Source organism: Carnobacterium pleistocenium FTR1 (assembly GCF_000744285.1).
Taxonomy (GTDB): domain Bacteria; phylum Bacillota; class Bacilli; order Lactobacillales; family Carnobacteriaceae; genus Carnobacterium_B; species Carnobacterium_B pleistocenium.
The window spans coordinates 986991-1007507 of record NZ_JQLQ01000002.1; the positions used below are offsets into that span (position 1 = coordinate 986991).

Consider the following 20517-nt stretch of genomic DNA (forward strand, 5'->3'; position numbering starts at 1 on the left):
CTAGAATAGAAATAGAAATTTATGTGTCTATTAATTTATTGATATCCGCCACTATGAATTACCACTAGTGACAGGATTACCAATTTACAAAGATTTAAAAAAAATCACAAAAACTATGGTATACTAAAAATTAGTTTTTGTAGTTTTGTAAAAGAAAAAGGGAGGTTTATAATGGGAAACACGAAAAAAAGATTACGCTCTATGCTGAAGTCAATCACTGTACTGACAGTATTGGCGACATTGACTTCATCCATTGCACCGGCTGCAGTATCTGCTTCCGAAATAATTAATAAAGAAAGAGTCGAGGAAACTCAGGCCCAGAATTATGAAGGTAATGAGCAAGAAAATAGTTTGGGAAATCTAGAGAATTCTGAAAGCTTATCATCTCAGAGTAATGAAGAGGAGAGTCAAACAGCCACATCGGAAAGTATACATAGTGAAACAATGGAAGAACAAACAGATGAAAATGATCTAGACGAATCTACATACAATGATTTTAGTAAAACTACCGAATCTAGACAAAAGAAAACTGAAGAGGAAACGGTTATAGACGAAGAATTTATAGAATCATTTAAAGCTGATGGAAGTGATAGTGTCAATAAAAGTGATTATGTGCATTATGATGCTTTAGTAGTCGCAGGAGATCAGCCTGTTTTCTCGAAACCTGGTTATACAGTAGGAGCAAAAAAACTAGGAGAAACAACTACTTACTTGAATCAATCAGTTCTTATTTCACAAGAAAAAGTGACTGTAAAAGGTATATGGGCTGAAATTTCTATTAATAATGAAATAATAGGTTGGGTTGCTAAGGATACATTAAATATTAATTTCGATGAAATTATTGATCAGAAAATGGTTCACTACGATGCAGTTATTATGCAAGGACGCCACGATGTTTATACTTTACCTGGATATACAGAAGGAAACGTTCTTATAACAAAAGCCTCTACTTATCTCAATCAGAAAATTAATGTTGTTCAAATAATCAAAACAAGTCGTGCGACATGGATACAGTTTTCTATCAATGGTGCAACGATTGGTTGGATGAATATTATTGGAGTAAACCTTAAATACGATTCATTAGAAAAAACCGAAGAAGTTCATTATGATGCAACGGTAGAGCAAGGACGTCATGATGTATATACTTTACCTGGTTATACACAAGGGAATGAGATAATAACAAAAGCTTCTACATATTTAAACCAAACTGTTCAAATAGATGAGGAGAAAGTAACCGACCGTGCGATATGGGTATTGATTTCTCAGAATGGAAAGATAATCGGTTGGATGAATAAAAAAGGTATAAAAGCAGTTGAATATAATGATACTATTAGTGAAAGTCGATCAGTTCATTATGAAGCAACTGTATCAAAAAACAATCAATTAATCTTTTCGGCTCCTGGATACACAAAAGATTCAAAAGCAATCGCTAATACAAAAGATTACTATAAAAACGACACGAGAATTTTAGAAGAAAAAATAACAAAACGAGCAACATGGGCTCTTATTTCAGTTAATAACAAAACGATTGGTTGGGTTGATAAAGCTCACTTAACGGTTCAATATGATAGCATAAAGACTACTAAAGCGGTTCATTATGATGCATTAGTGGAACAAGGACGCCATGATATTTATACAGCCCCAGGATATACAAAGGGAAATGAAATCATCACAAAAGCATCATCCTATTTAAATAAAAAGGCATATATAGTAAACATTGCAGAGACGGGAAAAGCAACGTGGGCTCAATTTTCTATTAACGGAAAAATAATTGGTTGGATGAATATTATTGGATTATCTATTCAATACGATAAAATTATTTCCAGTAACAAAGTGAATATTATAGCAAAAGTAGTAGAGGGTAGACATGATGTATACACGATACCTGGATATACCAAGAACAATGAACTTATAACAAAATCTGAAACTTACCTAAATAAAAATATAACAATAGTAAAAGAAATAAAAACCGCTAGAGCAACATGGGCATTAATTACTTTAAACGGTGAAACGATTGGATGGATGAATAAAAAAGGATTGTCCATAATTAAAGTAAACTTTGTGGATGAAGTTTCAGAGAGTCGCAATACCCATAATGATGCTATTGTTAGTAAGAAAGACCAGCTTATTTATTCTGCTCCAGGGTTTACTAGTGGAGCAAAAGAAATTGGTAATACATCAAGTTATCTTAATAAAAAAGTTCAAATTACTCAGGAAAAAGAAACTGATAGAGCAACATGGGCTCAGATTTCAATTAACAACAAAAATATCGGTTGGGTAAATAAAACTTCGGTAACACTTAAATATGACACGATACAAACTACTAAGGATGTACATTTTGATGCAGTTGTTTCACAAGGCCGACATGATGTATACACTGTACCTGGATATACTAAAGGTAATAAAATAATTGCTAAATCTTCAAGTTATCTTAATAAAAAAGTTCTTGTATCAAAGATACTTAAAACGAACCGAGCAACATGGGCTCAAATATCAGTAAGCGGAAAAGTAGTCGGATGGATGAATATTATAGGATTAACTGTTCAATATGATAAAATTTTAGATACGAAAAAAGTACATTATGAGGCTGTTGTAGTACAAAATCAGCACGATGTATACTCAAAACCTGGCTATACTGAAAATAACCAGAGATTAACAAAATCCTCAACATATTTGAGTAAAAAAGCAATAGTTACTCAAATTGTAAAAACAAAGCGAGCAACATGGGTAGAAATTTCCATAAATGGGAAAACTCCAGTATGGATGAATAAGAACGGTCTAAAAATAAAATATGATAAAGTTAATTCAACAAAAACTACAAATTATAATGCTAAAGTAGTTGAAGGGCAGCACGATATTTATACTGTTCCAGGATACACAGATGGAAACATAATTGTTGGGAAATCAGGAAGTTATCTAAATAAAAATATAAGAATTATCCAGGAAAAACAAACGGCTCGTGCCACATGGGCTTTAATTTCTATAAACGGTAAAACTATTGGATGGATGAATAAGAAGGGCATAGACAGTATTATTTCTATCTATCTAGATCCCGGTCATGGTGGAGATGACCCTGGAGCAATATCTGGCGGCGTAACAGAAAAAGTTCTTAATTTAAAAATAGCATTAAAAGTTGAAAAACTATTAAAAGGAAAAGGTTACGAAGTTATTATGTCAAGAAGAACAGATAAATTTGTAAGCTTATCTGATCGGGCACAAGAAGCTAATAAGATGAAAGTAGATATCTTTGTTAGTGTACACCATAACTCCTTTATGAAAACAGCATATGGAATCGAAACGTATTCTTACAATGGTCTTGGAAACCCCAAGAATATAATGTCAAGTAATTCAAATCGTTTACTTATTAGTACTGTTTTGTCCAATGAGATACACAAAAGACTGATCAGCAATACAGGTGCCTATAATAGAAATAATCGTAAAGCAAATTTCCATGTTATTAGAGAAACAACTATGCCGGCAGTGCTATTAGAATTGGGATACCTGGATAATACTAATGAAAGAGCTAAATTAGTAACAGACAATTATCAAAATAAGTTAGCTAAAGGAATCGTTGAAGGAATAGTTAATTATTTTAATTAGTTATTAATTATAATGAACATTATAAAGATAGATTTTACTCTCTGTTTACAGTTTGTAATGTCTATTTTTTTGACTTTATCTAGTAACAAAATAGGTGATTATGGAAATTGAATTTGCTTAACCTTTCCTAAATGAAGTATAATTTAACTGATGGTAATTAGAGAAAACAAGTTTTGTGTTACTAATTAATAAAATACCGTTAATAAAAATTAAAAGGAGATTATTATGAAAGGTATAATATTAGCAGGTGGAAGCGGAACACGCTTGTATCCTTTAACTAAAGCAGTATCAAAACAATTAATGCCTATTTATGACAAACCGATGATTTATTATCCAATGTCTATTTTAATGTTAGCTGGAATCAAAGACATTTTAATTATTTCAACTCCAACAGATACTCCTCGTTTTGAACAATTATTTGGTGATGGACATGAATTAGGAATTAATTTAGAATATAAAATACAAGAAAGTCCGGATGGATTAGCACAAGCGTTTATTATCGGTGAAGAGTTTATTGGAAAAGATTCTGTGTGTTTGATTCTTGGCGATAATATTTATTATGGTGGTGGATTATCAAAAATGCTTCAACGAACTGCCTCAAAAGAATCAGGTGCGACAGTATTTGGCTATCATGTTAATGACCCAGAACGATTTGGAGTTGTTGAGTTTGATGAAGATATGCATGCTGTATCAATAGAAGAGAAACCTGCCATACCGAAAAGTAATTATGCGGTAACTGGATTGTATTTTTACGATAATAAAGTTGTAGATATCGCCAAAACAATCAAACCATCCCCACGTGGAGAGTTAGAAATTACTGATATTAATAAAGCTTATTTAGAAGCTGGAGAATTAGAAGTGGAACTAATGGGCCGTGGCTATGCATGGCTAGATACAGGGACCCATGAATCGTTACTTGAAGCCGGTACTTTTATTGAAACCATTGAAAAGCGCCAAAATCTTAAAGTAGCCTGTTTAGAAGAAATCTCTTATCGCATGGGGTATATTACTCGAGAACAATTGATTGAGCTGGCTCAACCTTTGAAAAAAAATGGCTATGGTCAATATTTACTACGTATTGCTGAAGAGGATAAATAGAAAGGAATTTAGATGACATGAAAGTATTAGATACAAAACTACAAGATGTGAAAATTATTGAAATGGATGTTTTCGGAGATCATCGAGGTTTTTTTACTGAAAGCTATACAAAAGAAAAATTTTTAGAGAATGGAATCGCTATTGATTTTATTCAAGATAATCATTCTTTATCCGTTGAACCAGGCGTATTAAGAGGGATGCATTTCCAAACACCTGAGAAAGCCCAAACAAAATTAGTTCGTGCAACGACAGGCGTCATTTATGATGTTATTGTTGATATACGTGTGGGTTCTCCTACATACGGACAATCAGAGGGGTTCATTTTAAGCGAGTTTAACCATCGCCAATTGTTAGTACCTAAAGGTTTCGCACATGCTTTTGTAACCCTTACGCCCAATTGCAACGTGCAATACAAAGTGGATGAGTATTATTCAAAAGAACATGATGGAGGGATTGCTTTCGATGATCCAGCGTTAAACATTCAATGGCCAATGCCGATGGATAAATTAGTTCTATCTGAAAAAGATACAAAGCATCCTACATTAGCTGAATTTGATAATCCATTTATTTGGGAGGAAAAATAACGATGAACATATTAGTAACAGGGGGAGCCGGCTTTATTGGCAGTAATTTTGTCCATTATATGCTTGAAAAACACCCAACGTATAAAATCGTCAACTTAGATTTATTGACCTATGCAGGAAATATTCACAGTTTAGATGATGTGATGGGTAATCCAAATCATGTATTTGTGCAAGGAAATATCTTGAATAAAGAATTAGTGCGCCATTTAGTTAAGGAACATAAAATCACTCATTTTGTGAACTTTGCGGCAGAGTCACATGTGGACCGCAGTATTCTAAATCCTGAGATTTTTGTAGAAACCAATATTCAAGGAACTTTAGCTTTATTAAACGTCGCTAAAGAAATGAATATTGAAAAATACTTACAAGTCTCAACGGATGAAGTATACGGCTCTCTTGGGCCCGAAGGTTACTTTACAGAAGAAACACCTTTAGCACCTAACAGTCCTTACTCGGCAAGTAAAACTGGAGCGGATTTACTAGTTCGTGCATATTACGAAACCTATGGAATGAATGTCAATATTACTCGTTGTTCAAATAACTATGGTCCATACCATTTTCCAGAAAAATTGATTCCGTTGATGATCACAAATGGCATGGATAGTAAAGAATTACCAATCTATGGGGATGGATTAAATATCCGTGATTGGCTGCATGTACAAGATCATTGCCAAGCAATCGATTTAGTTTTACACAAAGGTCGTAAAGGTGAAGTGTATAATGTAGGTGGACACAATGAACGCACGAATAACCAAATCGTTGATATTATTATCGATCAACTGGGCTTATCTCGTGAATTAATTCAATACGTTGATGACCGTTTGGGTCATGATAAACGTTATGCCATCGACCCAACAAAGTTGGAAATTGAATTAGGTTGGAAACCCAAGTACACCTTTGATTCTGGAATTTTAGAAACCATCGACTGGTATCAAAAAAATGAAGCTTGGTGGCGTCCGTTGAAAGAACGCGCTGGACTAAATTAATCGAACGAAATAAAAGATTTTTTTTAAGTTTAGCAGATTTTTTGTTTTCTTTGCTTTATTAAATTGAACTAGACAAAATATTTTAAATGGTACCTGATATTTCAATAATTTTCTTTGAATGTCATTTCATTTTCCTGTGGTTGAAGAAATAGTTGTTTGATTCATGTCATTGAAATCTATTTCTTTAAACAACTTACCTTTTCTTAAATGGCCTTCAACCAACGTAAGCATGTTCGTATCCTTTCTAAATAGGTAGCTATTTTGCCAAATTAGCCATTATTATAGTGGCAATAAAGTTCTATCATCACCAGTTCATCCATGGTAAAGTGGGTGTAAGTCATTCGTGATCACTCCTCTGTCTTCTTTAGTCGGAATTACATGTTGAGTGTACCATGAAAGGCTTTTTTATTTGTTTAATTGGTGTTTATAAAAAAATTGGAGGTCCAAAAATGACTGTCTTAATTACCGGAGGAACTGGACAACTTGGTTCTGAACTGAAAAAATTATTAACTGAAAAAAAAATAACATTTCTTTCAGTTGGTTCAAAAGAATTAAATATCACAGATGAAAAAGCAGTAAATCACTTTATTAAGGAATTAAAACCAACAATTATTTATCATTGTGCAGCTTATACTGCCGTTGATGCAGCAGAAGATGAAGGGAAAGAACTAAATCAAGCTGTTAACATACGAGGAACTGAAATTATAGCAAAAGCTGCAGAAGAAGTAGACGCAACTTTCGTCTATATTAGTACAGACTACGTTTTTGATGGAACAAATTTAGGGGAGTATAAAGAAACAGATTTAACTAATCCTCAAAGTGAATATGGACGTGCCAAACTAGCTGGCGAACAAATCGTTCAAAAACTAGTTTCAAAGCATTATATTGTTCGGACATCATGGGTGTTCGGTGAGTTCGGAAAAAATTTTGTGTTTACGATGCAACGCTTAGCTGAAACACATCCAAAGCTGACAGTCGTAGCGGATCAGATTGGTCGTCCAACATGGACTCGTACGTTAGCTGAATTTGTATACTACCTTATTGAGCAAAAAGCAGAATATGGCATCTACCATTTATCTAATGAAGGTAGTTGTTCATGGTATGAATTTGCGAAAGAAATTTTGAAAGGTCAAGAGGTAGAAATTGTTCCGGTAACATCAGCTGAATATCCACAAAAGGCCAACAGACCAAAGCACTCTGTCATGGATTTATCTAAAGCTAAATCTATTGGATTTAAGATTTCAACATGGAAAGAAGCACTTAATTTGTATAAATTGTCACAAAATCGTTGATTTTGTGACAATTTATTTATGTTATCATGACTTTAGCGTTATTTTTTTACATATGGAGGAGAAAAAGAATGAAAAGAAAGAATAATAAATTTTTCAATATGATAGTATTTTTAACAACTAACGTATTATTATTTACTACTCTACAGCCAACTATTATTTTTGCAACTGAAAGTAGCATTATGTCAAGTACGATAGAATCAAGTGAAATAGAAACTGATACAACAGACTCTAGTGAATTAAATTCAAGTACAATGGAATCAAACGAATCAGAGACTACCATAATTACTTCTGATGAGTTGGAAGAAGATAATGAAAAGTCAAATGAGTCAGAAACAATAACAGTTGATCCGAGTGAGAATGAGTCAAGAACAACAGAGTCAGATGCAACAGATATAACAGAGTCCGGTGTAACAGAATCCAGTGCAACAGAATCCAGTGTAACAGAATCAAGTACAACAGAGTCTGCTGAACCAGAAACAACTACAACTGATGAAATACAGAAAGACATAATGGATTCAAGCGAATTTGAATCGAATACTTCCGATGCAGAAAACTATTCTGATGAGAAAATCTTTTCTGTAGAAGAAAACAGAGAATATACTATAGAACTAATGGAAAGAGAAAGTAATCAACAAATGAATACTTTCTCTAGAATGATGAGTTTACCGGTTTCTACAACGTTCATTAATAATATTGCGCCATATGCGGTTGAAGTAGCTAATAAATATGGATTATTTCCTTCAGTTATGATTGCCCAAGCAGCGTTGGAAAGTGGATGGGGAACTAGCTCACTTGCCAGCAGTCCTAACAACAACTTGTTTGGAGTTAAAGGAACTTATAATGGGAAATTTGTATCTATGCCAACAAGGGAATGGGATAAAACAAATGGATGGTATACTATTTATCAAAACTTTAGAAAATATCCTTCTTTTTTAGAATCTTTATCAGATTATGCCAAAAAATTGAAAAACGGTCTAACTTATCAAACAGATAACTACTCAGGTACTTGGAGAGCTAATGCTACAAACTATAAAACTGCAGCAGCAGGATTAGTAAAACCAGTGGCTAAGTATTCATATGCAACTGACCCTACTTATGTAAAAAAGTTAACGGATCTTATTGAAACATATGATTTAGCTAAATATGATAGGTATCCGAATGTAACTTATGAAACTCATTTTCAAACATCAGGTTGGTTAAAATCTAAATCAAACGGTATTACTAGCGGATCTACAAGCAATAAAAAAAGATTAGAAGCTATTAAAATTAATGTAGCCGGTTTTGAAAATTTAGGTATTAAGTACTCTTCACATGTTCAAAATGAAGGCTGGACAAATTGGGTAAGTAATGGCGTAACTAGTGGTAGCATGGGTAAGTATCAACGACTAGAAGCAATTAAAATTCAGCTTACAGGAACACAAGCTAGTGCCTTTGATGTTTATTATAGAGTAAATGTAGATGGAGATGGCTGGTTGGGATGGACTAAAAATGGGAACATTTCTGGAACAGTTGATTTTAGAAAAAAAATAAACGCTATTCAAATATCTGTATTACCTAAAGGGTCTAGTGCTCCGGGATCTACAGCTAATGCATACAAATTGAAACCTGCAACTATAAACTATTCTACACATGTACAATCAACTGGATGGCAAAAAAAGGTTTCAAGTGGAAATACAAGTGGAACAACGGGTAAAGAAAAAAGGTTAGAAGCGATTAAAATTTCAAAAAGTGATTCTAAATATTCGGGTAGTATTCAATATAAATCACATGTTGAATATAATGGATGGCAAGGCTGGACTGAAAATGGAGATTTAAGTGGAACTACAGGTAAATCAAGGCGTTTGGAGGCTATACAAATTAGGCTAACGGGTGAATTATCAGAAAAATTTGATATTTACTATCGAGTTCATTCTCAATCTTACGGTTGGTTAGGTTGGGCTAAAAATGGAAACTCAGCAGGTAGTCAGGGTAAATCTAAGAGAATGGAAGCTATACAAATTAAATTGGTTCAAAAAGGCGGAAAAGCGCCAGGTAGTACAGCTAATTCTTTTATCAAATAATAATCAGTTTGAAGTAATTAAAGTCGTGTTAAAGAAAATATATTTGTCTTCAGAAGCTAAAACTTCTGAAGGCTTTTTTTTGACTCTTCTCCAAATGGTTTTGATAGAATAAGGTGAGATTTATTCTGAAATGTACGGGTTTGCTTTTGGAGAGCCATGGGAGCGACAGAAGTTTAAAATCACATTCTTCAGACTTTCGAACTTCAAACAAACCGTAACCGCGCTAAAACGCCAACATTTTTTAATTCTCATTGAATCAAATACACGGCTACAAGCAATCCTATTCCTCTGTAAATTTCGTGCCATTAAAGTAGCTGAACTAACAACACTAAAAAGTATAGAGCTTTGTTTTGACAAATCAGATTGAATGAATATATTAGTAATAATTAACGCTTAATCATATTGATAACCCTTAGAGATAATGGTAAAGTTACTAATGTTATTTTTTAAAATAATTAGAAAGATAAGGAGAGTAGAATGGAAACATAACAATTGTTAAAAATTATTTTAATTTAAGAATGGGGATACATAAATGTTAATTGGAAAGAAATTAATTAGTACAGTTTTTACTAGCACAATATTGGCCTTAACTCTTTCACCGATATTTTCATATGCTGCAACTGACGAAAAAACAATCGATGAGACAGAAAAAACTGTGCAAACAGTTGAAATGAAAGCAGCAATTAATACGGAAGTTATAATTGATGTATCATCACTAAAAGTTAGCAAAACTTCTGCAACATTAGGAGATACTATTAAAATTAGTTTAGCAGCAGAGAACCCTGCTGATATAGATTATATTGACATTTCTTATGTTGCTCCTTTAAGCAAGTATCAAAGTAATTTTACTTTAAAGCTTAATAAGCAAACAGATCTTTTCGAAGTAGAAATCGAAGTAGATAAAGAATTTGAAAATGGAACGTGGATTTTTGATGGTATATATGCAACTGATTTAGAAGGGAATACTGTATACAGTGAAAAATTTGATTCTCTAACTGCTGGGAACTTCCTTATTTCAGGTATAAGATCAGAAATCAATTTGCCGCAGTTTGATTATGAATCTCTAGAAGTATCAAAAAAAATAGTTACTGAAGGGAATACTGTTACTATAAGCGCTAAAATTACTGATGACAGTAACTTAGAAAAGGTTAGTTTAGGATATTTTTATGGTGAAGACCTAACTGATGAATCTTATTTTAATATTGATATGGTGTACAATTCAAAAACAGACAGATACGAAGCTAGCTTTTTAATTGATGATGAATCTTATATAGGATCATGGCGTATAACAAGTATAAGTGCTAAAGACAGTAATCAAAATTACATGCAGTGGTTTAACGGTGTCTTTTGGCAAGAAAATGGACCTGATTTAACGGCTGGTGAGTTTGAAGTAATTACTAATACAGAAAAAGCTGCAGTCTCTTATTTAACTCATGTTCAAAGCAAAGGGTGGATGGATAAAGTTGCAGATGGAGCACTATCTGGAACTAAAGGTGAGAGTAAACGGATGGAAGCTGTTAAGATCACTGTAGATAATAATCCTGATTTAGGGATTACGTATTCTACGCATGTTGAAAAAAACGGATGGATGAATTGGGTCTCAGATGGGACTTTAAGTGGAACATCAGGAGAAGCTAAACGATTAGAAGCCATCAAAATTAAATTAACCGGTACAGATGCAGAAAAATACGACGTTTATTACCGTGTTCATGCAGAAAAAAATGGCTGGTTAGGCTGGGCCAAGAATGGTGAAGAAGCAGGAACAGAAGGTTACAGTAGACGTCTGGAAGCAATAGAAATTGTCATAGTAGAAAAAGGAGCAGCTGCTCCTGGATCAACAGCTAAACCTTTCGATAAAAAAGAAAAAGTTCCTACCGTATCTTATACGACACATGTCCAATCCATTGGGTGGCAAGCATGGGTTAAGGATGGAACAATGGCTGGAACATCAGGAAAAGCTAAACGTTTAGAAGGTATTAAGATCAATCTGGAAAACTTAACAGTTTCAGGAAACATTCAATACAAAACGCATGTTCAAAGTTATGGTTGGCAAGGGTGGTCAACAAACGGCAGCTTAAGCGGCACTTCAGGCAAAGCCAAACGCTTGGAAGCTGTTCAAATTCAATTAACAGGCGAAATGGCCAAAAAATATGATGTTTATTATCGCGTCCATGCACAAAGCTATGGTTGGCTAGGTTGGGCTAAGAACGGCGAATCTTCCGGTACAGAAGGCAAAGCTAAACGTTTAGAAGGTGTTGAGATTAAATTAGTTGAAAAAGGAGAACAAGCACCTACCAGTAAGGTGAACTCATTTATAAAATAAATTGAATAATTTAAATATGGCAATAAATCAGTTAGCAATTTAATTTTTGCCGAAGCATTTATTAAAAATTCCCAAAAAAATTATGTTGAAAATTTAAAAAGAAAGCAGTTAATTTGTTATTGTGAATATGGTAATCAACCGTCACGAAGACTGGCTAAGGTCTACAAAAAAATATATTAAATTTTAACCTATGAGCTAAAGCTCTAAAGCAATGTACTGTATTTCACAAAATGTTATGGACTTGACTATAAAAGGGTGATTTCGAATTAAATTCGGAGTTACCCTTTTCTAATTAAAATAAAAATATAATTGCAAAATATTATTCTACTGGTACAATAAAAAAGGAAGTACATATAATCAATGTGACCGTTTATAAAGACTGTCAAGAAAAGGGTGGAAGAATGTCACAATCAAGATTTGAAATGCGAAAACCAAGAAAAAGACCAAAGAAGAAAAGAAAAGGTTTGAAAATTTTTCTAATTATTGCATTGGTACTATTTATTGTTTTAGGTTTATTTGTTTGGAAAATTTACAGTGATGTTGCAGGAACAACTGAAAAAATATATAAAGATGTTGAAAAAGAAGAAGTTCGTGATAGCTCGGTTGATATTAGTAAAAAAGATCCGTTTTCTATTCTGCTGTTAGGAGTAGATACAGGAGACTTAGGAAGAACAGAGCAAGGGCGTTCAGATACAATGATGGTCCTGACCGTAAACCCAAATACAGATACTACAACAATTATCAGTATTCCTCGTGATACACGTACTGAGATCGTAGGTCATGGAACGACGGATAAAATCAACCATGCTTATGCATTTGGTGGGACATCAATGTCCGTAAATACCGTTCAAAATATGTTGGACATTCCAATTGATCATTACGTCCAAGTTAATATGCAAGGTTTACAAGATGTGGTCAATGCAGTTGGCGGAGTTCAAGTAACCAGCCCATTAACTTTTTCTTCTGAAGGCTATAACTTTACAGAAGGTGTAACGGCTTCTTTAGACGGTGAAGCTGCATTAGCGTATTCTAGAATGCGTTATGATGATCCGAATGGAGACAATGGTCGTCAAGAAAGACAACGACAAGTGATCCAAGCAACTGTTGAAAAAGTAGCCTCATTATCTACCATTTCAAATTACCAAGATATCTTAGGTTCATTAGAAAATAATATGCAAACAAGTCTTGAATTTGATGATATGGTAAAGTTATTTAATAATTATCGTTCAGCTGCTGGAAACATCCAACAAGATCAACTTGTAGCAACTGGCTCAATGATTGATGGAATTTACTATGGGATCGTACCGGATGAAGAAATGAATAGAGTATCTAGTCTATTAAAAGAACAATTGGAATTAAATTAATAATAAAAACGCTATGTTTTTTCTCATAGTGTTTTTTGTTGTAGAAGATGAATAGCAGACTGATTGTTTTTAGCTCAGCAATCTGCTATTATTATAATGTTAACTTGAAAATTTTTGTTTTTAAATATAAAAGTAGAAGGAGCCAGTCCATTTTGAAAATTACAGTAGTCGGAACCGGTTATGTTGGATTATCCAATGCAGTTCTGTTAGCACAGCACAATGAAGTTACAGCCTTAGAAATCGTTGAAGAAAAAGTAACGTTGATCAACAATAAAAAATCACCAATCGTTGATAAAGAGATTGAAGAATACCTGGCAACAAAAGAATTGAATCTAAAAGCTACAACAAATAAAACGGATGCTTATAAAGATGCACAATATGTGATTATTGCGACACCGACAAACTATGATGAAAAGAAAAACTATTTTGATACATCAACAGTAGAAGGCGTTATTGAAGATGTTCTTAAATACAATCCACAAGCGACTATGATTATTAAATCAACCGTACCTGTTGGGTACACAAAGGAAACACGAGAAAAGTACGGCGTAGATAATATTGTTTTTTCACCAGAATTTTTGCGTGAAGGTAAGGCGCTTTATGATAATCTTTATCCGTCACGTATTGTTGTTGGTGCAAAAACGGAAGCAGCTAAAACGTATGCAGATTTATTAGTTGAAGCGGCTATAAAAAAAAATATTGCTGTTTTATTTATGGATTCGACAGAAGCTGAAGCAGTCAAATTATTTTCTAATACTTATTTAGCATTACGAGTAGCATACTTTAACGAATTGGATACGTATGCAGAAGTTAGAGGATTGGATACAAAATCAATCGTTGATGGTGTAGGGCTAGATCCAAGAATCGGGACCCATTACAATAATCCTTCATTTGGTTATGGCGGTTACTGCTTGCCAAAAGATACGAAACAACTGTTGGCAAATTACGAAGATGTACCAAATAATATCGTTGGCGCAATTGTGGATGCGAACCGTACACGTAAAGACCATATAGCAAATATGGTTATGAAACGTAATCCAAAAATAGTTGGAATCTATCGTTTGACGATGAAAACTGACTCAGATAACTTCAGAGCGTCATCCATCCAAGGAATCATGAAACGAATCAAGGCAAAAGGTATAGAAGTAGTTGTTTATGAACCGGTACTAAAAGAAGATACTTTTTATAATTCAAAAGTGATTCATGATTTTGACGAATTTAAAAAACTATCTGATGTGATTGTTTCAAATCGATTAGCCAAAGAATTGATGGATGTACAAGAAAAAGTCTATACGAGAGATTTATTCCATACAGATTAGTCCGTTAGTGCATGAAAGCCATCTATTAGGAGGTAAGAGATATGTCAAAAGTAAGAAAAGCTGTGATTCCTGCAGCAGGTTTAGGGACGCGTTTTTTACCGGCCACAAAAGCTACAGCAAAAGAAATGTTGCCAATCGTAGATAAGCCAACAATTCAATTTATTATTGAAGAAGCGATTGAATCTGGGATCGAAGAAATATTAATCGTTACTGGAAGAAGTAAACGCTCGATTGAAGATCATTTTGACTCTAATTTTGAATTAGAGCAAAATCTTCAAGAAAAAGAAAAATTTGAATTGTTAAAATTAGTTGAAAGTACCACAAAAATCAAATTGCATTTTGTGCGTCAGTCTTATCCTAGAGGTCTAGGAGACGCTGTCTTGCATGGAAAAAGTTTTATCGGGAATGAACCCTTTATTGTCTTGCTTGGGGATGACTTGATGGTCGATGAAGTGCCTTTGACCAAACAATTGATGAACCACTATGATGAAACGCAATCATCTGTCTTAGCTACGATGCGTGTTCCACATAAAGATACGTCTAAGTATGGAATCGTCGATTTAGATGGAGAAGTCTCTAAGGATCTATACAAAGTGAATCACTTTGTTGAAAAACCGACACCTGAAGAAGCACCTAGCGACTTGGCGATTATTGGCCGTTACTTGTTAACACCGGAGATCTTTGACGTTCTTGAAAAACAAGAACCTGGTGCAGGAAATGAAATACAGTTAACGGATGCCATCGAGACCTTGAATAAAACGCAACAAGTTTTAGCGCACGAATTCAAAGGGAAACGCTATGATGTTGGCGATAAGTTCGGTTATATGATGACTAATATTGAATTTGGACTTGAACATAAAGAAGTAAAAGATGACTTGAAAGAATACATTATCCAATTAAGTAAAGAATTGGATGGCAGAAATTGAACATAAAAAATAGAGAGCTCAATAAGGAGCTCTTTATTTTTTTAGTGCTCTCCAAACTAAAATGCCTGAAACATGACAAAAATAGTTCCACCAACCATCTTAAAAATAAAAATTTGTTGGATAAAATTACTTTATAATGTTCACAGATTAGATGAATATGGTATACTACTTAAAGTCATTTAAAATAGTAACAGAGTTAACAAAAAAGAGTTAAGCAGGAGGAAGAAATGGAAGAAGAAATTAGTTTGTCAGAATTATTCAGTACATTGAAAAAGCGGTTTTCATTGATCATTAGTTTAGGCATGATTGGTTTAATACTAGCAGCTGGGTTTACCTTTTTCATCGCAACACCTCAGTACAATGCAACTACTCAAATTTTAGTCAATCGCACAACAGAATCTGCAGAAGGATTACAACTTACGGATATTAATACGAATGTGCAGATGATCAATACATACAAAGACATTATTAAAGGGCCAGTTATTTTAAATGAAGTCCAAGAAAGCTTGGAATCAACTTTAACAACGATTGAATTATCTGAGAAAATTGAAATTACAACACAAGAGAATTCGCAAGTTTTTTCATTGATTGTAATAGATGATAGTCCATACAAAGCGGCTGAGATTGCAAACGCGGTTGCCGTTACTTTTCAAAATGAAATTGGAAATATTATGAATGTTGAAAACGTGACGATTATCTCAGAGGCTGTTCCCGTTACAGATCAAATTTCACCTAATAACATACTAAACCTAGTGATTGGTTTACTAGTTGGTTTGATGCTAGGTGTTGGTATTTCCTTCTTACTAGAATTCATGGATAAAACTGTCAGAGATGAACGATTCATTACCGAAACGTTAGGCTGGTCAGTATTAGGAAGTGTTTCAGAAATGTCACATGATGAATTACAAGCAGAAATAAAAGTTAAAAAAGCTGAGTTAAATACTAGAAGAACAAAAAGCAGAGTATAAAAGAGGTGAAAGAAATGTTCAATAAAAAGAAAAAACAATTAGATGCTAATGAACGTCCAAGTTTAGTTACACTAACAAGGCCAAGCTCAGTAATCGCTGAACAATTTAGAACGATTCGTACTAATATCCAATTTTCAATGGTAGATAAAAATCTTAAAACGCTTGTCATTACATCAGCTGGACCGGGAGCAGGAAAGTCAACAATATCAGCTAATCTGGCCGTTACTTTTGCTATGCAAGGTAAGAAAGTTTTGATTGTCGATGCAGATATGCGTAAGCCTACAGTCCATAAAACCTTCAGCTTGCCTAATCGCGATGGATTAACAACTCTATTGACCGAAAGAGATGTTGAGGTCAAAGATATTGCTCACCGTCTAGATACAGAAGGGTTGTCCATTATTACAAGTGGTGTTATTCCACCAAATCCATCTGAATTACTAGCATCTAACCGGATGGATCAATTAATAACAGAATTTGAAGATCTGTTTGATTTGATTATTTTTGATATGCCACCAGTTATCGCTGTCACAGATGCACAGGTGATGGCAAGTAAGGCTGATGGCACGATCTTTGTAGTGAATAAAGATGGTGCTGATAAAGAAATGGTTACAAAATCAAAAGAACTGCTTGAAAAAGTAAAAGCAAATGTGATTGGTGTTGTATTCAATCGAGTAGAATTGAAAGGCGACAATTATTATTATTACTATGGAGCAGGTGAGTAAATTTGATAATCAATTTATATTACCAAATTTTACCCGGTATTGATGATGAACCAAAAGACGTAGAGGATTCTCTAGCGATGGACAGGATGGCAGGTGCTTAGCGGATCAATCATATTTTAGCTACACCACATTATAAAAATAGTCGTTGGACAAATGCAAAATATGATATTAATCAATAAGTCGAAATTCTGCATCAAGAACTAGATAGTCGTGCTATCCCATTGACGATTTTTCCAGGACAAAAAATACGTATCGCAAGAGAATTAATTGAGGACATTACTGAAAATAAAATACAGTTTATTGATGAGGGAAATCAATTCCTATTAATTGAATTTCCTGCTGCTACGATTCCGGCTTTCATGGAATCGTTATTTTTTGAATTACAAAAAACTGGAGTAACAACAATCATAGTTCATCCAGAACGCAATCATGTTAGTTTAAATGATCCGAATGGATTGTGTTCATTGATTGAAAAAGGGGCATTAGCTCAATTAACTGCAGGAAGTTATGTGGGATCTTTTGGTAAAAAAATCGAAAATTTAGCAAACAATTGATTGAGGCAGATTTAGTTCACTATATTGCTTTGAATGCACATAACACGACTTCAAGAAGTATCTATATGAAAGAATTGTATCACCAACTAGAAAAAGAATTTGGTCTTAAAAAAAGTTGAAAAGTATCAGAAAATAACAAAAGATATTATCAATGGAGAGCTCATTATTTCGAACGCACCAAAAAAAATTAGACATTCCAAATTTCTAGGATTGTTTTAAAGGAGAAATAGAGAAAGATTATGACTAGAAGAACTAAAAAGAATATTCTGATTGGGTTTGATAGCTTATCAATAGTAGTATCAGGATTAATTGCTTATTTCTTTTTAAATCCCTATATCGCCGTTTCAATCCAATCATTTATAACTACTATTGGTGTAACTATTAGCCTCTACCTCATATTAGCAACTCAATTCAAACTATTTTCTAAAATCAATCGCTATACAAGTATTCGTGAGTCATTGGCTGTAATTATTTGTGTCAGTTTTTCATTTATAGCTTCGGCACTTATTTCGGTAGTTTTATTGAAGACGGTCAGTTTAAGATTTATTATCTTAACGTATATCTTTTCGATAGCAAGTATAGCCGGAAGCAGAATCATTTGGCGTATTTACAATGAACATAACTATAAGAAGGTCCATGGCTATTCAGTTGAACAACAAATCAGAACATTGATTGTTGGTGCTGGAGATGGCGGAAGTATCTTGATTCGTAGTTTAAAACGTAATCCAAGTGATGTGAAAATTGTGGGAATCGTCGATGATGATCCTTCTAAGTTTAAGATGTTGATGCACGAAGTACCGGTAATTGGAAATATAAATGATATACCTGAAATGGCTAAAAAACATCGAGTTCAGCAAATCACAATTGCGATTCCTTCTTTGGAACCAAAAGAATATGAACGTATTTTAGACATTTGTAATCAAGCGGAAATTACTGTCAATCTGATGCCTTCAGTTGAAGATGTCTTGCAAGGTAAGTTATCAGTTAGTCAATTTAGAGAAATTGATGTTGTAGATTTGCTTGGACGAGAAGAAGTTAAATTAGATATGCAAGTTATCGCAACTAAGTTGAGTGGTAAAACCATCTTAGTAAGTGGTGCTGGGGGTTCAATCGGCTCAGAAATTTGTCGTCAAATTGCACGATTCTCGCCTAGACGTATAATTTTATTGGGACATGGAGAAAATTCGATTTATCAAATTAATAAAGAACTTAGTGGAAAATATAGGGGTCAAATCGAAATTGTACCCGTAATAGCGGATATTCAAGATCGTAAAAGACTCTTTGAAGTGATGCAACATTACATACCAGATCGTGTCTATCATGCGGCAGCACATAAGCATGTGCCGATGATGGAATACAATCCAAGAGAAGCTGTTAAAAATAATGTATACGGCACTAAAAATATGGCAGAAGCTGCTAAAGCAGCAGGTGTTGGCAGTTTTATCATGATTTCAACTGATAAAGCCGTTAATCCGCCAAACGTTATGGGTGCAACTAAGCGTGTTGCTGAAATGATTGTTACTGGTTTAAATGAACCCGAGAAAACAAAATTCGCAGCTGTACGTTTTGGAAACGTGTTAGGCAGTCGTGGAAGTGTAGTCCCATTATTTAAAGAACAAATTAAAAATGGAGGACCAGTTACGGTTACAGACTTTAAAATGACAAGGTACTTCATGACGATACCAGAAGCGAGTCGATTGGTTATTCAAGCCGGCGCATTAGCTCAAGGTGGCGAAATTTTCATCCTTGACATGGGAGAACCAGTAAAGATAGTTGATTTAGCTAAAAAAGTTGTTAAATTAAGCGGCTATACAGAAAATGAGATTCCTATCATTGAAACTGGTATTCGTCCAGGAGAAAAACTTTATGAGGAATTACTAGTGGATAGTGAACAAACAGATCAGCAAGTGTACGAAAAGATATTTGTTGGGAGGGTAACCGATATACCTCTAACTAAGGTTATGAAATTTGTTTATACATTAGATGAATGCAGTAGTATAGAATTGAAAGAGCGTTTGCTTGAATTCGCAAATGAGAAGCCAGAAAAAGATAATGATCACAGTAATCAACCCGAAGAGAAAGGGGTTACTATTGATGTACCAGAAACTGTTCAAGCGAGTTATTGATGTCGTATTAGCATTGCTTGGTATAATAATCTTATTACCTGTATTTTTAATCGTTATAATCGCAATTAAGGTAAATTCAAAAGGTCCAATATTTTTCAAGCAAAAACGAGTTGGAAAAGATAAAGTACTATTTAATATTTATAAATTCAGAACTATGAAAATCGATACGCCAAAAAATGCTCCAACACATTTATTGAAAAATCCTGATTCATATATTACCAAAGTTGGCAAAGTATTAAGAAAAACTAGTCTAGATGAATTGCCACAATTGTTCAATATCCTCAAAGGTCAAATGAGTGTCATTGGTCCAAGACCAGCCTTATGGAATCAATATGATTTGGTAATAGAAAGAGATAAATATAAGGCAAATGATATCTACCCTGGATTAACCGGATGGGCCCAAATTAATGGACGGGATGAACTATCTGTTCAAAGAAAAGCAGCTTTAGATGGTGTATATATGAAAAAAATAGGTTTTCTCTTTGATGCTAAATGTTTTATAGGAACTATCATCAGTGTTGTGAAAAACGAAGGCATCGTTGAAGGTGAAACTAGTTCGTTAAAGAAACGAGAAGCAATGGAAAATGAATGAAAA

Annotated in this window: 14 protein-coding genes and 1 pseudogene; all 15 read left to right on the forward strand. The window is 33.9% G+C overall.

The window, feature by feature from the left end; translation table 11 throughout:
- Positions 1-171 precede the first annotated feature (171 nt).
- The 15 genes and pseudogenes from BP17_RS04815 (at position 172) to BP17_RS04890 (ending at position 20514) form a co-directional block, all read left to right on the forward strand.
- On the forward strand, positions 172-3600 hold the full coding sequence (locus BP17_RS04815) for a GW dipeptide domain-containing protein (RefSeq protein WP_035052200.1): 3429 nt from the start codon (positions 172-174) through the stop codon (positions 3598-3600).
- A 225-nt stretch (positions 3601-3825) separates the two neighbouring features.
- Entirely contained in the window at positions 3826-4698 is an 873-nt protein-coding gene (gene rfbA, locus BP17_RS04820; RefSeq protein ID WP_035052202.1) for a glucose-1-phosphate thymidylyltransferase RfbA, read from the forward strand.
- A gap of 17 nt (positions 4699-4715) precedes the next feature.
- Positions 4716-5282, forward strand: a complete 567-nt coding sequence (gene rfbC / locus BP17_RS04825; protein WP_035052205.1) for a dTDP-4-dehydrorhamnose 3,5-epimerase — start codon at positions 4716-4718, stop codon at positions 5280-5282.
- 2 nt (positions 5283-5284) lie between these two features.
- Complete coding sequence (rfbB, locus tag BP17_RS04830; protein WP_035052206.1) at positions 5285-6268, forward strand: dTDP-glucose 4,6-dehydratase; 984 nt, start codon at positions 5285-5287, stop codon at positions 6266-6268.
- 449 nt (positions 6269-6717) lie between these two features.
- A complete protein-coding gene (gene rfbD, locus BP17_RS04835; protein WP_035052208.1) occupies positions 6718-7560 on the forward strand; it encodes a dTDP-4-dehydrorhamnose reductase in 843 nt (280 codons plus the stop codon).
- 68 nt (positions 7561-7628) lie between these two features.
- Positions 7629-9620, forward strand: a complete 1992-nt coding sequence (locus tag BP17_RS13045; RefSeq protein ID WP_051910454.1) for a glucosaminidase domain-containing protein — start codon at positions 7629-7631, stop codon at positions 9618-9620.
- Positions 9621-10152: 532 nt separating this feature from the next.
- On the forward strand, positions 10153-11943 hold the full coding sequence (locus tag BP17_RS13050; protein WP_051910455.1) for a hypothetical protein: 1791 nt from the start codon (positions 10153-10155) through the stop codon (positions 11941-11943).
- A 401-nt stretch (positions 11944-12344) separates the two neighbouring features.
- Positions 12345-13307, forward strand: coding sequence for an LCP family glycopolymer transferase (locus tag BP17_RS04855; RefSeq protein WP_084676289.1), 963 nt, complete (start codon positions 12345-12347; stop codon positions 13305-13307).
- A gap of 152 nt (positions 13308-13459) precedes the next feature.
- Positions 13460-14626: a nucleotide sugar dehydrogenase gene (locus BP17_RS04860; RefSeq protein ID WP_035052212.1), complete on the forward strand. Its 1167-nt coding sequence runs from the start codon at positions 13460-13462 to the stop codon at positions 14624-14626.
- Between the two features lie 41 nt (positions 14627-14667).
- Complete coding sequence (gene galU / locus BP17_RS04865) at positions 14668-15552, forward strand: UTP--glucose-1-phosphate uridylyltransferase GalU (protein WP_035052213.1); 885 nt, start codon at positions 14668-14670, stop codon at positions 15550-15552.
- Positions 15553-15779: 227 nt separating this feature from the next.
- A complete protein-coding gene (locus tag BP17_RS04870; RefSeq protein WP_035052214.1) occupies positions 15780-16520 on the forward strand; it encodes a YveK family protein in 741 nt (246 codons plus the stop codon).
- 14 nt (positions 16521-16534) lie between these two features.
- A complete protein-coding gene (locus BP17_RS04875) occupies positions 16535-17242 on the forward strand; it encodes a CpsD/CapB family tyrosine-protein kinase (RefSeq protein WP_035052217.1) in 708 nt (235 codons plus the stop codon).
- A 221-nt stretch (positions 17243-17463) separates the two neighbouring features.
- Positions 17464-17915 (forward strand): annotated as a pseudogene (locus BP17_RS13525) (CpsB/CapC family capsule biosynthesis tyrosine phosphatase).
- A 120-nt stretch (positions 17916-18035) separates the two neighbouring features.
- Positions 18036-19922, forward strand: a complete 1887-nt coding sequence (locus tag BP17_RS04885) for a polysaccharide biosynthesis protein (protein ID WP_035052218.1) — start codon at positions 18036-18038, stop codon at positions 19920-19922.
- Positions 19891-20514, forward strand: a complete 624-nt coding sequence (locus BP17_RS04890) for a sugar transferase (protein ID WP_035052220.1) — start codon at positions 19891-19893, stop codon at positions 20512-20514. Before BP17_RS04885 ends, BP17_RS04890 begins: the two co-directional genes overlap by 32 nt.
- Positions 20515-20517 lie beyond the last annotated feature (3 nt).

What these genes read in the sequence shown, in the direction of transcription:
- galU (WP_035052213.1), top strand. Translation starts at nt 14,668, where the DNA reads ATGTCAAAAGTAAGAAAAGCTGTGATTCCTGCAGCAGGTTTAGGGACG.
- rfbA (WP_035052202.1), top strand. Translation starts at nt 3,826, where the DNA reads ATGAAAGGTATAATATTAGCAGGTGGAAGCGGAACACGCTTGTATCCT.
- BP17_RS13050 (WP_051910455.1), top strand. Translation starts at nt 10,153, where the DNA reads ATGTTAATTGGAAAGAAATTAATTAGTACAGTTTTTACTAGCACAATA.
- rfbD (WP_035052208.1), top strand. Translation starts at nt 6,718, where the DNA reads ATGACTGTCTTAATTACCGGAGGAACTGGACAACTTGGTTCTGAACTG.
- rfbB (WP_035052206.1), top strand. Translation starts at nt 5,285, where the DNA reads ATGAACATATTAGTAACAGGGGGAGCCGGCTTTATTGGCAGTAATTTT.
- BP17_RS04885 (WP_035052218.1), top strand. Translation starts at nt 18,036, where the DNA reads ATGACTAGAAGAACTAAAAAGAATATTCTGATTGGGTTTGATAGCTTA.
- BP17_RS04890 (WP_035052220.1), top strand. Translation starts at nt 19,891, where the DNA reads ATGTACCAGAAACTGTTCAAGCGAGTTATTGATGTCGTATTAGCATTG.
- BP17_RS04875 (WP_035052217.1), top strand. Translation starts at nt 16,535, where the DNA reads ATGTTCAATAAAAAGAAAAAACAATTAGATGCTAATGAACGTCCAAGT.
- BP17_RS04855 (WP_084676289.1), top strand. Translation starts at nt 12,345, where the DNA reads ATGTCACAATCAAGATTTGAAATGCGAAAACCAAGAAAAAGACCAAAG.
- BP17_RS04870 (WP_035052214.1), top strand. Translation starts at nt 15,780, where the DNA reads ATGGAAGAAGAAATTAGTTTGTCAGAATTATTCAGTACATTGAAAAAG.
- BP17_RS13045 (WP_051910454.1), top strand. Translation starts at nt 7,629, where the DNA reads ATGAAAAGAAAGAATAATAAATTTTTCAATATGATAGTATTTTTAACA.
- rfbC (WP_035052205.1), top strand. Translation starts at nt 4,716, where the DNA reads ATGAAAGTATTAGATACAAAACTACAAGATGTGAAAATTATTGAAATG.
- BP17_RS04815 (WP_035052200.1), top strand. Translation starts at nt 172, where the DNA reads ATGGGAAACACGAAAAAAAGATTACGCTCTATGCTGAAGTCAATCACT.